Consider the following 13,578-nt stretch of genomic DNA (forward strand, 5'->3'; position numbering starts at 1 on the left):
CTACAGGTCAGCCCTTCAACGTATCGACTTCGGCCACATTGATCGTGCGGCGCGTGCGGAACAGAGTCACCAGGATCGCAAGGCCGATGGCGGCCTCCGCGGCGGCAACGGTCAGGATGAAGAACACGAACAACTGACCGGCGGGGTCGCCCAGCTCGCGCGAAAATGCAATGAAGTTGACGTTGACCGACAGCAGCATCAACTCGATCGACATCAGCAACACGATGACGTTCTTGCGGTTGAGGAAGATGCCGGCCAGGGAGATGCAGAACAGCACCGCGCCCAGTCCAAGCAGGTGGCCCAAGGTAATCAAGACTTCGCCTCCTGTCCGTCGGCCGCATCGACGCGCGGCGCAACCTGTGCTGGCTTTTCGACTGCCATCTTGACGATGCGCAGACGGTCGCCCGCCTTCACGCGGGATTGCTCGCTGGCGTTCTGGAGCTTGATGCCGGTGCGCTTACGCAAGGTCAGCATCACTGCAGCCACCACGGCCACGGTCAGAATCACGGCGGCAAATTCGAACGGCAGCAGGAACTCGGTGTACAGGCTCTTGGCCAGCCAGGTCAGGTTAGAACTGTCGGCGGCTTGCGCTGCCGCGTTGTCGGCCGGGAACGGCGTGGCAGTGCGGGCCTTGACCCCGATCAAGGTGACCATCTGCGCCAGCATCGCCACCGCAACGATCACGCCAAGCGGCATGTATTTGACCCAGCCCTCGCGCAACCGGCTGGTGTCGATGTCCAGCATCATCACCACGAACAGGAACAGCACCATCACTGCGCCGACGTAGACCAGCACCAGCGTGACGCCGAGGAACTCAGCACCGACCAGCAACCAGATACACGCCATCGAGAAGAAGGTGAGGATCAGGCACAACACGGCATACACCGGGTTACGCACGCTGATCACCGCACCGGCGGACACCACCGCGACTGCGGAGAAGGCGTAAAAAGCAATAGAGACCCAGTCCATCATGACCTCAACGGAAGGCGGCATCGGCAGCGCGACGCTCGGCGATCTCGGCTTCTAGCCGGTCTCCGATCGCCAGCAACTGCGGCTTGTTGACAATATTCTCGCCACGCTTCTCGAAGTGGTACTCGAGGATGTGCGTCTCGACGATCGAGTCCACCGGGCAGCTTTCTTCACAGAAGCCGCAGAAGATGCACTTGAACAAGTCGATGTCGTAACGCGTGGTACGGCGCGAGCCGTCCTCGCGCTTGGCCGAGTCGATGGTGATCGCCAGCGCCGGGCACACCGCTTCGCACAGCTTGCAGGCGATGCAGCGTTCTTCGCCATTGGGATAGCGACGCAGCGCGTGCAGGCCACGGAAACGCGGCGACTGCGGAAACTTCTCCATCGGATACAGCACGGTGTACTTGGGCTTGAACGTGTACTTAAACGTCAGCCACAAGCCTGCGAGCAGTTCGAGCAGCAGCAGGCTCTTGAAGTAATGGGTGATCTTGTTCATCGGTTACACGCCCTTCTGGATCACGCCGTAAAACACCATCAACGCCGTCACTGCGATCCACACGATCGTGAGCGGAATGAACACCTTCCAACCCAGACGCATGATCTGGTCGTAGCGGTAGCGCGGGAAGCTGGCACGGAACCAGATGTAAGCGCTGGCGAAGAAGAACACCTTCATCAGCAGCCACGGCCAACCGCCCTTCCACACCCAGTCGATCCACGGCGAGATATCCGCAGTGACCCAACCCTGGATCGGGCTCAGCCAGCCGCCGAGGAAGAAGATCGAGATCAAGAAGCTGACCAGGATCATGTTGGCGTATTCGGCCAGGAAGAACAGTGCGAACGCACCGCCCGAGTATTCCACCATGTGGCCGGCGACGATTTCCGATTCGCCTTCCACCACGTCGAACGGCGCGCGGTTGGTTTCGGCAACGCCGGAGACCCAGTACACGATGAACAACGGGAACAGCGGAATCAGGAACCAGTCGAAGAAACCCGAATTACCGCCCTGCGCCAACACGATCTGGCTCAAATTGACGCTGCCCGAAGCGATCATGACGCCGACCAGGGCAAAACCCATCGCGATTTCGTAGCTGACCACCTGCGCCGCCGAGCGCATTGCACCCAGAAACGCGTACTTGGAGTTGGAAGCCCAGCCCGCGAGGATGATGCCGTACACGCCCAGCGAGGTCATCGCCAGCAAATACAGCAAACCGACATTGGCGTTGGACAGCACCAGCTGCGCATCGAACGGCACCACCGACCACGCCGCGAATGCAGGCGCCAGCGTCAGCAGCGGCGCGATGATGAACATCGCCTTGTGCGAGCTGCTGGGCTGCAGGATCTCCTTGAACAGGAGTTTGAACACGTCGGCGAAGGCCTGGAAGATGCCCATACCCACGTACATCGGCCCGTGACGCACGTGCATCCAGCCGATCAGCTTGCGCTCCCACACCACGTAGAAGGCCACCGAGACGATCACCGGCACGGCGATCAACAGGATCTTCAACACGGTCCACAGCAGGATGCCGCCATCGCCCAGTCCGAGAAACCACTGGTGCAGAGGGTCGACCACGTTCAACAGCAATTCGTTCATGCAGCCACCACCGTTACGCGACCGGCACCAAGCGGCGCGGTTGCGCCATGGCCGGATTCGATCCACACCGTGCCAGGTGCAACACGCTTGTCCAGCACCACCGGCAACGTCGCCTTACCCGCGTCGGTGCCGACCTTGACCATCTGCCCATCGGCGATCTGCAGCTGCGCAGCCTGCTCGGGGTGCATCGCCACGCACGGTGCAATATTGAGCGGATGCGATTGCAGCGCAGCGGCGCGACGCACTACCGCATCGGTGCGGTAGATCGCAGCAGTCGCCGCGACTTCCAGCCCGTCGCTTGCCACCTGCGGCTGTGCCGAGGCCACCGGACGCACGCTGCGGTTCTGCATCTCTGCACGCAAGCCGACCAGATCGATGAACTCGAAACCAGCCAGACCCAGCTCACCACCCAGCGCACGCAGCACACGCCAGCCTTCGCGCGCTTCGACCGGCAAGCGGCCTGCGGCACGCGCCGTCTGCACGCGACCGTCGAGATTGGTCAACGAGGCATCGATTTCCGGCAATGCACCGATCGGCAGGATCACGTCAGCCACATCGCGCGTTGAAGCGCAGGCGAACTGACTGAAAGCAACGACCTTGGCACCGGCCAGCGCGCTGCGTGCAGCAGCGGCGTCGGCAAAATCCAGACCGGGCTCGATGCCGTAAAGCACGTACGCCTGACGCGGCTGCGCCAGCATGCCGGCCACATCACGTGCGGTGGGCAACACACCTTGCGACACTAAACCCACCGCGTTCGCGCCCTGCGGGATACGGCACAACGATGCGCCCGTTGCGGCAGCAAAGTCGCGTGCAGCAGCACGCAGTGCCGCAGCCTGCGGATGATTTTCAGCCAGTGCACCGACCACGATCACGGCGCGCGTTGCGCCCTTGACCGCATCGCGTAGCGCGGCGTCGTCAAGTGCGCTTGCCAGCTGCGACGGCGCGACCACGGCGCGGCTCGCCTGCGTGAATGCGAAATCGAAATCGACCGGGTTGACCGAATGGATCTGCGTGCGGTTCTGGATGTGCGCCTTGCGCAGACGTGCATGCAGCAACGGCAGCTCGTGACGCACGTTGGTGCCGAACAGCACCACCACATCGGCCTGCTCGATCTCGGCCAACGGCGTTGCAAAGGCTTCGGCAACCGCAGCGTCTGAGAAATCCCGATTGAGCAGACGGTGATCCAGATTGCCGCTGCCGAGGCCTTCGGCCAGACGTGCCAGCAGCGCACCTTCCTCGTTCGAGGTGGACGGATGCACCAGCACGCCAAGCTGATCGCCGGCGTTGTCACGCAGGATCTGGGTCGCAGCGGCCAGACCTTCGGTCCAGCTCACTTCGGTCCACTCGCCGTTGACCTTCTTCAGCGGCTTGCCCGCGCGGTCTTCGGCGTACAGGCCCTGATGCGAATAACGGTCGCGATCGGACAGCCAGCATTCGTTGACTGCTTCGTTCTCGCGCGGCACGGTGCGCAGCACTTCGCCACGACGCACATGCAGGAACAGGTTCGAGCCCATCGCATCGTGGTAACCCAGCGATTCGCGCGCCATCAATTCCCACGGACGTGCGCGGAACTGGAACACCTTGTTGGTCAGCGCGCCCACCGGGCAGACGTCGATGACGTTGCCGGAAATCTCGGTGGTCAGCGGCTTGCCATCGTAGGTGCCGATCTGCAGGTTTTCACCGCGGTACATGCCACCCAGCTCGTAGGTGCCGGCGATGTCTGCAGTGAAGCGCACGCAGCGGGTGCACTGGATGCAGCGGGTCATTTCGGTGGCGACCAGCGGACCGATATCCTCGTCCGGCACCACGCGCTTGCGCTCGTTGAAGCGGCTCACCGACCGGCCGTAGCCGAGCGAGACGTCCTGCAACTCGCACTCGCCGCCCTGATCGCAGATCGGGCAGTCCAGCGGGTGATTGATCAGCAAAAATTCCATCACGCTGCGCTGGTACTTCAGCGCCTTTTCGCTACGCGTGGCGATCTTCATGCCATCCATCACCGGCGTGGCGCAGGCAGGCGACGGCTTAGGCGACTTTTCGACATCCACCAGACACATGCGGCAGTTGGCGGCGATCGGCAACTTCTCGTGATAGCAGAAGCGCGGGATCGGAATGCCGGCCTTGTCGGCGGCCTGGATGATCATCGAGCCCTTCGGCACGACCAGACTCTGCCCGTCGATTTCGACGGTGACATGATCCGGCGGCACGTTCGGGTTCACTGGTTGGGCGCTCATGCGGCCACTCCGACGTGCGTGTCGACGATCGAACGACCGTTGACGATGTAGTACTCGAACTCGTCCCAGAACTGGCGCAGGAAGCCTTGAATCGGCCACGCTGCCGCTTCACCGAACGCGCAGATGGTGTGTCCTTCGATCTGACCGGCCACGGTACGCAGCTGGTGCAGGTCTTCCATAGTGGCCTTGCCGGCGACGATGCGCTCCAGCACGCGGTGCATCCAGCCGGTGCCTTCACGGCACGGGGTGCACTGGCCACACGATTCCTTGTGGAAGAACTGCGAGATGCGGCAGGCAAAACGCACGCAGCACACGCTGTCGTCCAGCACCACGATGGCGCCCGATCCCAGACCGGTGCCCAGCGCACGCAAGGTGTCGTAATCCATCTGCAGACCGGCAACCTGATCGGCCTTCAGCACCGGCATCGACACGCCGCCAGGCACCACGCCCTTGAGGGTGCGGCCCGGACGCAGGCCACCGGCCATTTCCAGTAGTTCGTCGAAGGTGGTGCCGAGCGGCACTTCAAAGTTGCCGCCCTTCTGCACGCAGCCGGACACCGAGAAAATCTTCGGGCCGCCGTTCTTGGTCTTGCTCAACCCGAGGAACCACTCCGGGCCGTTGCGAATGATCGCCGGCACCGACGCATAGGTCTCGGTGTTGTTGATGGTGGTCGGCTTGCCGTACAGGCCGAAGTTCGCCGGGAACGGCGGCTTGTAACGCGGCTGGCCCTTCTTGCCTTCCAGCGATTCCATCAATGCGGTCTCTTCGCCGCAGATGTACGCGCCAGCACCCAGCGCACCGTAGATATCGATATCCACGCCGCTGCCGAGAATGTTCTTGCCCAGCCAGCCGTTCGCATACGCATCGGCCAGCGCCAGTTCGAAGTTTTCGAACGGCTCGTGGTGGAACTCGCCACGCAGGTAGTTGTAGCCCACCGTCGAGCCGGTGGCGTAGCAGGCGATCGCCATGCCCTCCACCACCGAATGCGGGTTGTAACGCAGGATGTCGCGGTCTTTGCAGGTTCCCGGCTCGGATTCGTCCGAGTTGCACAGGATGTACTTCTGCATCGTGCCCTTGGGCATGAACGACCACTTCAGACCGGTCGGGAAACCGGCGCCGCCGCGGCCACGCAGATTGGACGCCTTGACCATTTCGATGACGTCGGCCGGCGCGATCTTTTCTTCCAGGATCTTGCGCAACGCTGCGTAGCCACCGGTCTTGAGGTAGCTCTCGTACGACCACGGAGTGTCGTAATGCAGGGTCGTGTAAACGACCTGATGCGGCAACGGCGCCGGACCGACCGGACCTGTAGGTGCGTGATGATGTGCCATGTCTTATTCCAGCCCGTCCAGCAGCGCGTCGACCTTCTCTTTCGTCAGGTGCTCATGGTAGTGGCCGTTGATGACCATCATCGGCGCTGCCGAGCAGGCCGCCAGGCACTCTTCTTCGCGCTTGAGGTAGACGCGGCCATCTGCCGTCGACTGCCCCAGCTTGCAACCCAGTTTCTTCTCGGCGTGCGCCAGCAGATCTTCGGCGCCGTTGAGCCAGCAGCTGATATTGGTGCAGAACGCCACGTTGTGGCGGCCGACCTTCTCGGTCTCGAACATCGAGTAGAAGCTGGCGACCTCATAGGCCCACACCGGCGGCAATTCCAGATACTTGGCCACGCCAACGATCAATTCGTCGGTCAACCAGCCCTGGTTCTGCTCCTGCGCCGCGTGCAAGCCCTGCAGCACCGCCGAACGCTTGCGATCGGGCGGAAACTTGGCCAGCCAATGATCGATGTGCGCGCGCGTTTTATCGCTCAGCACAACCTGCGGATCGACGTCGCGCGCCGCTTCGAAATTACCCGTCGCCTTCATCGGTCAACCTCACCGAAAACCAAATCGTAAGTACCGATCATCGCCACGACGTCGGCCAGCAAATAACCACGCACTACCGCATCCATCGACGACAAATGCGCAAAGCCCGGCGCGCGCAGATGCAGGCGGAACGGCTTGTTGGCGCCATCGGACATCAGGTAGCAACCGAACTCGCCCTTGGGCGCTTCGACCGCGCAATAGGTCTCGCCGGCCGGCACGCAATAGCCTTCACTGAACAGCTTGAAGTGATGGATCAGCGCTTCCATGTCGTCTTTCATGCCTTCGCGGCTTGGCGGAGCGACCTTGAAGTTGGTGACCATGACCGGGCCGGGATTGGCCTTCAGCCACTTCACGCACTGCTTGATGATGCGGTTGGATTCGCGCATCTCGGCGACACGGACCAGATAGCGGTCGTAGCAGTCGCCGTTGGTGCCCACCGGGATATCGAAATCCACCGCGTCGTACTTGGCATACGGCTGCTTCTTGCGCAGATCCCACTCGATCCCCGAGCCACGCAGCATCGGACCGGTCATGCCCCAGGCACGCGCCAGATCCGGGCTGATGATGCCGACATCGACAGTACGCTGCTTCCAGATGCGGTTATCGGTCAGCAGCGTTTCGTATTCGTCCACGCGCGACGGGAAGGTGTTGGTGAAATCCTCGAGGAAATCCAGCATCGTGCCTTCGCGAGCAGCGTTGCGCTTCTTCAGCGCCCCACCCTTGTGCCAGCGCGATTCCTTGTACTTGGGCATGAAATCGGGCAGATCGCGGTACACGCCACCCGGGCGGTAGTAGGCCGCGTGCATGCGCGCGCCGCTGACCGCCTCGTACACGTCCATCAATTCTTCGCGCTCGCGGAACGCATACAACATCACCGCCATCGCACCCAGATCGAGTGCGTTGGAGCCGACCCACATCAAGTGGTTCTTGATGCGGGTGATCTCGTCGAACATGGTGCGGATGTACTGCGCACGCTCCGGCGCTTCGATTCCCATCAGGGACTCGATCGCGCGCACGTAGGCGTGCTCGTTGCACATCATCGACACATAATCCAGGCGATCCATGTACGGAACCGACTGGTTGAACGGCTTGGACTCGGCCAGCTTCTCGGTGCCACGGTGCAGCAGGCCGATATGCGGATCGGCACGCACCACGGTCTCGCCGTCCATTTCCAGGATCAGACGCAGCACGCCGTGCGCCGCAGGATGCTGCGGGCCGAAGTTCATCGTGTAATTGCGGATTTCCTGCTTGCTTTCGACAGGATTGCTCGCGAAGGCATCGGTTGCCTGGCGGAACTCACTCACTTGGCGGTCTCCGACTTGCCCACTTCACCGGCGGCAGTCTCATAACGGGCATCGTCGCGAATCACGCGCGGCACACCAACGCGCGGCTCGACCGAGGTAACCGGTTCGTACACCACGCGCTTGCGCTCTTCGTCGTAACGCACTTCGACGTTACCGATCAGCGGGAAATCCTTGCGGAACGGATGGCCGACGAATCCATAGTCGGTCAGGATGCGGCGCAGGTCCGGGTGACCATCGAACACGATGCCGAACAGGTCGAATGCTTCGCGCTCGAACCAGTTCACGCCCGGCCAGATATCGGTCACCGACGCCACCACCGGCACCTGCTCGTCGGGCGCGTAGCAACGCACGCGCAAACGCTGGTTGTGCTGGTAGGAAATCAGCTGGGCAACGACCGCAAAACGCTGCTTGGGCATGTGCTGCGCATGCGCACCGGTGGAGCCTTCCTGGCTGGGAAACTCACCCCAACCGAAACGCCCGATGCCCTTGCCTTCGACACCACGACTGAAGCCCTGCGAGGACACGTCAGCGGTATCCCACTCGTCGCTGCCATAACCCAGGTAGTCGACGCCGCACAGGTCGCTGAGCTGCTCGAAAGCGAGCTCGTCGCGCAGCGCCAGACAGGTAGCGTGCCAATCGGCCGCGGCGACTTCCAGCGTGACTTCGCCGCGCGGCAATGCCACGGTGATCTGCGCACCGGCGAAACGTACCGCAAGTCGGTCAGTGAAGGAGGATGCTTGCTCTGCCATGGGGGCTTGGCTGCTCTCGGTAGGAGAAGACGGGTATCAGCGCGCGATCGTCTGGGTACGCCAGATCTTCTTCTGCAGCTGCAAGATGCCGTAGACCAGCGCCTCGGCGGTCGGCGGGCAGCCCGGGACATAGATGTCCACCGGCACGATGCGATCGCAACCGCGCACCACCGAATACGAATAGTGATAGTAGCCGCCGCCGTTGGCGCAGCTACCCATCGAGATGACCCACTTCGGGTCCGGCATCTGGTCGTAGACCTTGCGCAGCGCCGGGGCCATCTTGTTGACCAAAGTACCGGCGACGATCATCACGTCGGACTGGCGCGGCGACGGGCGGAACACCACGCCGTACCGATCCAGGTCCAGACGCGAGGCGCCAGCGTGCATCATTTCGACCGCACAGCAAGCCAGGCCGAAGGTCATCGGCCACATCGAGCCGGTCCGCGCCCAGTTCAACAGCGCGTCGACGCTGGTGGTCACGTAGCCCTTCTCGAGCAGCGGGTTTTCGCCGTCCGGGCGCAGGATGTCTTCCACCCGGCCTTCCGGCATCGGGTTGGTCATCAGACGATCCAGGGTCTGAATCACTCCCATTCCAGCGCTCCCTTCTTCCACACGTAGATAAAGCCGAGGAACAACATGCCGACGAACAGCCCCATGGTGACCAGCGAACGTGCGCCGATCTCCATGAACACCTGCGTCCACGGCACGATGAAGATGATTTCCAGGTCAAACACGATGAACTGGATCGCGATGAGGTAGTAGCGCACATCGAACTTCATGCGCGCGTCTTCGAATGCCTCGAAGCCACACTCGTACGGCGAAAGCTTGCGCGCGTCCGGGCTGCGCGGAGCGAGGAACCGACCAATCAGCATCAGCACGATGCCGATGCCAGTGGCGACGATCAGAAACAGCAGACTCGGCAAATATTCGGCCAGCACAGCGATTCTCTCTTGCCTCTGCCCGCACGCGCCGCGTGCCGGCATGGGGTATAGGCAGACCCTGCGCGCGACGTGTCGCAATGCACAGGAACTGCAGCCAAACAATGGTGCCCAAGAGGGGACTCGAACCCCTACGACCTAAGTCGCTACCACCTCAAGGTAGTGCGTCTACCAATTCCGCCACCTGGGCATACGTTGCGCCGCTGGGCATCCCAGTGCGCAGCGTATTGTAACCGGCTTCAGCGTTTTTGTGCTGGTTCTGAAGCGTTTTCTTCGCTGGCCGCTGGCGCCGACGGCGCAGGTGCGGACTGCACTGGCGCAGCAGCGGGTGCGGCGGCAGGAGCAGGCTGCGACGGAGCGGTCGGTACCGCACCGGCGGCAGGCACCTGCGGCAACGGCTGGGTCAACTCACCGGCTGCAGCCGGTGCCGCGGTGGCGGACTGCGACATCACACCCAGGTTCTGATCAGTCGGACGGGCACCGTGGGTGGCGTACCACGCCATGAACAGACTGATGCTGAAAAACACCACAGCCAGCCACTTGGTCGACTTGGACAGGAAGTTCGACGCACCCTGCGAACCGAACACCGTGCCCGAGGCACCGGCACCGAAGCCGGAACCGGCTGCCGCACCCGCACCACGCTGCATCAGGATCAGCGCAATCATCGCCAGCGCGACCAGCACGTAGACCACATTGAGGATCAACATCAGCATTTCGAAATCCGTCCCCGGACAAAACTTAATGGGTTAACAAGCGGCCGCCGCACGCGCAATGGCCAGGAAATCTTCGGCCACCAAGGAGGCGCCTCCGACAAGCCCACCATCGACATCGGGCTGCGCGAACAGCTCGCCGGCGTTGTCGGGCTTGACACTGCCCCCGTACAGGATGGGCAGAGAGTCGGCAATTCTAGCATCCGCCTTCGCGACTTCGCCACGCAGGAAGGCGTGCACGGCCTGCGCCTGCTCCGGGCTGGCAGTCCGTCCGGTCCCAATGGCCCAGATCGGTTCATAGGCCAGCACCGCGCGGGCAAAGCCCTCGCTGCCGACCAATGCCAGTACCGGCTCGAGCTGGGCACGTAGGATTTCCTCAGTCTGACCGGCTTCACGCTGTTCCAGCGACTCGCCCACGCACAGCACCGGGATCAAGCCGGCGTGGATGGCGGCGGCAAACTTATGCGCCACCAGCTCACTACTCTCCTGGTGGTACTGGCGGCGCTCGGAGTGACCGACCAGTCCGTAGCCGGCCCCGACATCCACCAGCATCGTGGCCGAGACCTCGCCGGTGTAGGCGCCCTTCTCGTTACTACTGACGTCCTGGGCTCCAAAGGACAGGTGATGCGCCTCGAAATCCTCGATCAGGTCGCCGAGGTAAGGCAGTGGCGGCAGGATGACGACATCGACACCCTCCAGGGGCATGTGCGCAGCGACCTGGGCCACCAATTCGGTGGCGAAGGCGCGGCTGCCATGCAGCTTCCAATTTCCGGCAACGATCTTTCGACGCATCAGGCGCAGGTTCCTGAGTGGAAGACAGGCGACAGAATAGCCCATGCCCTGTCGGCAACCGGCACACTTCTGTCCGCCGCATGTCCCACCCCTCGTTCAACAGGAACCTGCCATGTCCGTTTCACCTGTCTTTGCGCTGGTCACCGGCGCCTCCAGCGGGATCGGCCGCGAGATTGCGCGGGCGTACGCCAAACGGGGCGTGCCGTTGATCCTGACCGCACGCCGGGTGGACCGACTACAGGCGCTGGCCGCCGAACTGGGCACGCAGGTACGTGTAGAGGTATTGCCGGCCGACCTGGCCGACCCTGCGGCGGCCGAGGCGCTGGTGACGCAGATCCAGCGCAATGGCTGGACGGTAGGCACGCTGGTCAACAATGCCGGCTACGGCGTGCCGGGCCGCTACCTGCACAACGACTGGGCCACGCATGCGCGCTTTCTGCAGGTGATGATCGGCGCGGTGTGCGAGCTGACCTGGCGGCTGTTGCCGATGATCCGCGCCAGTGGCCAGGGCCGCATTCTTAACGTCGCATCGTTTGCCGCACTCACGCCCAGTGCCGATGGGCAGACGCTGTATGCGGCCAGCAAGAGCTTCATGTTGCGCTTCAGCGAGTCGCTGGCGCTGGAAAACGCCGATTGCGCGGTCAAGGTGTGTGCGCTGTGCCCGGGCTTTGCGTGGTCGGAATTCCACGATGTCACCGGCACCCGCGAGGCGATGTCCACCCTGCCCGGCTGGGCCTGGCTGCAGGCCGATGCAGTTGCCGAGTACGGCATCGCCGCCTTGGAGCGTGGCCAGGTGCTGGCAGTGCCGGGCTGGCGCTATCGGCTGGTCAATGCCGCACTGCGCCTGCTGCCGCATTCGGTTGCGCTGCGCCTGATGGCGCGCGGCTCGCATCGGGTAAGACCGCTAGACTGAGAACAGGCAAGTCTTCAACTAACAGACACTAAAATGCATTGGGGTCGGCACACGTCACGACCATCAAGGATGCGGACAAGATAATGACCAAGCTGGAAACAAGACCCGTGCTTACACCACCGGCGCTCAACGACGATGCAAGGCTGCTTCCATTTCTTGCTGCTGTCGCTATCTTCCTCACAATCCAACTGGTCATCAATGCCAAGGACTTTACAGGTGACGCTGGCGCTTACTGGGCAATAAGCTCAGCCATTCTTGAGGGCACCTTCCCGCAAACAATCCGGGGTTATGCGTATCCACTTCTATTGACTCCCTTCAGGCTTGTCTTTGACCACTCACAGACTGCCGGGCTTTTTTTTCTAAAAGTAGGGCAATCCATCGGATACGGCTACGCATTCTCCATTCTGATTCCAAACCTTTACCGATCGATGTTCGGCGGAAAATTAACGACAGTCAGACGAATCATCCCGTCGCTTTTGACGGCAGTCGTTTTTCCAGGCCTTGTTTCTTACCCCCTGAGTGATGCGCCATCCCTCGGCTTGATGGCACTTTCTTTACACTTGGCGATCAGTTCAATCAGATCGAAATCGTTCGCAGGACTCCTGCTTACCGGAACAATCTGCTACTTCACATATAATGTGAGAACCATCTACCTATTTTCATTCATCAGCCTAGCCATCGTTATTGCATGTTTTTTTGCCAAAGATATTCAACGCAAGGCTCTTGCACTAACCTTCTTTCTGCTGGGCTCGCTAATCGGCGCGCTGCCACAGATGGCGATCAACTACAAACACCATGCAATCGCATCGCCATTGGTGGTAACCGATGTCCGTGGCGCATCGCTTTTTGCCAGGCAGCTGACATGGGGCATGGTCGTCGATAGATACGAAACGTTCATTGACCCTGACACACAACAAGCAATACCAACCTTCTACGCAAACGATCGCGGCGCCGCAGTACTCGAGAAAAACGGCGGGTTCGCTGAAAATCAATCTTTCACGAAAATCTTCGCGATGATGACGGATAACCCCATCACTTTCGCTGAAATCTATTTGCGCCACACAGCATCAGCACTGGATGCAAGAGATGGCGAGATTTATACAAGACAACCTTCTTCCGAAAAAAATGTTAAGTCACTCATTTTTCTAGTTATCGTCACCTTCGGAATTACTCAACTGGGAAAGGCTATCCTCTCCACATCCCAGGAGCCCAGACGTACCAAAGCCTTATACGCACTGACTTTGATAGCACCATGCATCGCCATCGTCCCCGGCGCAATTGAAACGCGATTCTTTCTGCCCTTGTATTGCATGTCTTATTGCGCACTAGCATTTCAAAGAATCAACAGCAAAACGCTCGCCCTCCAAATGGTCTTGACTGCGACACTGACGGCAGGCATCTATTGCTTTGTTGCCGATTCAGTAGAAAATCCGATTCACGCCCGACCGGAGTCATACATCCCAGCCACACCAAATTAGATTCCTTAAAGTCAATGCCCGCCGCAGCATTCAGTCGCGAG

The 13,578-nt window shown here is 61.2% G+C and carries 15 protein-coding genes and 1 tRNA gene; 2 read left to right on the forward strand and 14 right to left on the reverse strand.

Annotated features, from left to right (window positions below; all coding sequences use genetic code 11):
- Positions 1-7 precede the first annotated feature (7 nt).
- From nuoK to tpiA, 14 genes are all read right to left on the reverse strand, one after another.
- Positions 8-313: an NADH-quinone oxidoreductase subunit NuoK gene (gene nuoK, locus ABQU90_RS06270; protein ID WP_006450557.1), complete on the reverse strand. Its 306-nt coding sequence runs from the start codon at positions 311-313 to the stop codon at positions 8-10.
- Positions 310-972, reverse strand: coding sequence for an NADH-quinone oxidoreductase subunit J (locus ABQU90_RS06275; protein ID WP_193552493.1), 663 nt, complete (start codon positions 970-972; stop codon positions 310-312). The genes nuoK and ABQU90_RS06275 overlap by 4 nt, the downstream gene beginning before the upstream one ends.
- Before the next feature lie 4 nt (positions 973-976).
- Positions 977-1,465 (reverse strand): NADH-quinone oxidoreductase subunit NuoI, encoded by a 489-nt coding sequence (gene nuoI / locus ABQU90_RS06280; protein WP_055850086.1) that lies wholly within the window; start codon positions 1,463-1,465, stop codon positions 977-979.
- A 3-nt stretch (positions 1,466-1,468) separates the two neighbouring features.
- The gene (nuoH, locus tag ABQU90_RS06285; RefSeq protein ID WP_055850084.1) at positions 1,469-2,560 is read right to left on the reverse strand and encodes an NADH-quinone oxidoreductase subunit NuoH; all 1,092 of its coding nucleotides are present in this window, start codon (positions 2,558-2,560) and stop codon (positions 1,469-1,471) included.
- Positions 2,557-4,791: an NADH-quinone oxidoreductase subunit NuoG gene (nuoG, locus tag ABQU90_RS06290; protein WP_115528403.1), complete on the reverse strand. Its 2,235-nt coding sequence runs from the start codon at positions 4,789-4,791 to the stop codon at positions 2,557-2,559. The genes nuoH and nuoG overlap by 4 nt, the downstream gene beginning before the upstream one ends.
- The gene (gene nuoF / locus ABQU90_RS06295; protein WP_055850080.1) at positions 4,788-6,122 is read right to left on the reverse strand and encodes an NADH-quinone oxidoreductase subunit NuoF; all 1,335 of its coding nucleotides are present in this window, start codon (positions 6,120-6,122) and stop codon (positions 4,788-4,790) included. Before nuoF ends, nuoG begins: the two co-directional genes overlap by 4 nt.
- A 3-nt stretch (positions 6,123-6,125) precedes the next feature.
- Positions 6,126-6,653, reverse strand: coding sequence for an NADH-quinone oxidoreductase subunit NuoE (gene nuoE / locus ABQU90_RS06300; protein WP_005991372.1), 528 nt, complete (start codon positions 6,651-6,653; stop codon positions 6,126-6,128).
- Positions 6,650-7,957 carry an NADH-quinone oxidoreductase subunit D gene (locus ABQU90_RS06305; protein ID WP_115528404.1) on the reverse strand — a complete coding sequence of 436 codons (1,308 nt, stop codon included), beginning with the start codon at positions 7,955-7,957 and terminating at the stop codon, positions 6,650-6,652. Before ABQU90_RS06305 ends, nuoE begins: the two co-directional genes overlap by 4 nt.
- Positions 7,954-8,706, reverse strand: a complete 753-nt coding sequence (locus ABQU90_RS06310) for an NADH-quinone oxidoreductase subunit C (RefSeq protein WP_323521176.1) — start codon at positions 8,704-8,706, stop codon at positions 7,954-7,956. Before ABQU90_RS06310 ends, ABQU90_RS06305 begins: the two co-directional genes overlap by 4 nt.
- A gap of 36 nt (positions 8,707-8,742) precedes the next feature.
- On the reverse strand, positions 8,743-9,297 hold the full coding sequence (locus tag ABQU90_RS06315) for a NuoB/complex I 20 kDa subunit family protein (protein ID WP_039420570.1): 555 nt from the start codon (positions 9,295-9,297) through the stop codon (positions 8,743-8,745).
- Complete coding sequence (locus ABQU90_RS06320) at positions 9,288-9,644, reverse strand: NADH-quinone oxidoreductase subunit A (protein WP_005991364.1); 357 nt, start codon at positions 9,642-9,644, stop codon at positions 9,288-9,290. Before ABQU90_RS06320 ends, ABQU90_RS06315 begins: the two co-directional genes overlap by 10 nt.
- Positions 9,645-9,749: 105 nt before the next feature.
- A tRNA-Leu gene (locus ABQU90_RS06325) sits at positions 9,750-9,834 on the reverse strand.
- A gap of 49 nt (positions 9,835-9,883) precedes the next feature.
- On the reverse strand, positions 9,884-10,357 hold the full coding sequence (secG, locus tag ABQU90_RS06330) for a preprotein translocase subunit SecG (protein ID WP_323521177.1): 474 nt from the start codon (positions 10,355-10,357) through the stop codon (positions 9,884-9,886).
- 33 nt (positions 10,358-10,390) lie between these two features.
- Entirely contained in the window at positions 10,391-11,146 is a 756-nt protein-coding gene (gene tpiA / locus ABQU90_RS06335; protein WP_323521178.1) for a triose-phosphate isomerase, read from the reverse strand.
- 112 nt (positions 11,147-11,258) lie between these two features.
- On the opposite strand from tpiA, the gene ABQU90_RS06340 reads away from it, so the two are divergent.
- Together ABQU90_RS06340 and ABQU90_RS06345 are read left to right on the forward strand one after the other, a co-directional pair.
- Positions 11,259-12,059, forward strand: coding sequence for an SDR family NAD(P)-dependent oxidoreductase (locus tag ABQU90_RS06340; protein ID WP_115554124.1), 801 nt, complete (start codon positions 11,259-11,261; stop codon positions 12,057-12,059).
- Positions 12,060-12,142: 83 nt separating this feature from the next.
- A complete protein-coding gene (locus tag ABQU90_RS06345; RefSeq protein WP_323521179.1) occupies positions 12,143-13,537 on the forward strand; it encodes a hypothetical protein in 1,395 nt (464 codons plus the stop codon).
- The last annotated feature ends 41 nt before the right edge of the window (positions 13,538-13,578 follow it).

The sequence above is a fragment of the Xanthomonas sp. WHRI 10207 genome (assembly GCF_040202975.1).
Lineage (GTDB): Bacteria > Pseudomonadota > Gammaproteobacteria > Xanthomonadales > Xanthomonadaceae > Xanthomonas.

Coding starts and splice junctions, on each gene's coding strand:
- ABQU90_RS06340 (WP_115554124.1), top strand. CDS start 11,259: ATGTCCGTTTCACCTGTCTTTGCGCTGGTCACCGGCGCCTCCAGCGGG.
- nuoF (WP_055850080.1), bottom strand. CDS start 6,122: ATGGCACATCATCACGCACCTACAGGTCCGGTCGGTCCGGCGCCGTTG.
- nuoG (WP_115528403.1), bottom strand. CDS start 4,791: ATGAGCGCCCAACCAGTGAACCCGAACGTGCCGCCGGATCATGTCACC.
- ABQU90_RS06310 (WP_323521176.1), bottom strand. CDS start 8,706: ATGGCAGAGCAAGCATCCTCCTTCACTGACCGACTTGCGGTACGTTTC.
- ABQU90_RS06275 (WP_193552493.1), bottom strand. CDS start 972: ATGATGGACTGGGTCTCTATTGCTTTTTACGCCTTCTCCGCAGTCGCG.
- ABQU90_RS06345 (WP_323521179.1), top strand. CDS start 12,143: ATGACCAAGCTGGAAACAAGACCCGTGCTTACACCACCGGCGCTCAAC.
- secG (WP_323521177.1), bottom strand. CDS start 10,357: ATGCTGATGTTGATCCTCAATGTGGTCTACGTGCTGGTCGCGCTGGCG.
- nuoH (WP_055850084.1), bottom strand. CDS start 2,560: ATGAACGAATTGCTGTTGAACGTGGTCGACCCTCTGCACCAGTGGTTT.
- ABQU90_RS06315 (WP_039420570.1), bottom strand. CDS start 9,297: ATGGGAGTGATTCAGACCCTGGATCGTCTGATGACCAACCCGATGCCG.
- nuoI (WP_055850086.1), bottom strand. CDS start 1,465: ATGAACAAGATCACCCATTACTTCAAGAGCCTGCTGCTGCTCGAACTG.
- nuoE (WP_005991372.1), bottom strand. CDS start 6,653: ATGAAGGCGACGGGTAATTTCGAAGCGGCGCGCGACGTCGATCCGCAG.
- tpiA (WP_323521178.1), bottom strand. CDS start 11,146: ATGCGTCGAAAGATCGTTGCCGGAAATTGGAAGCTGCATGGCAGCCGC.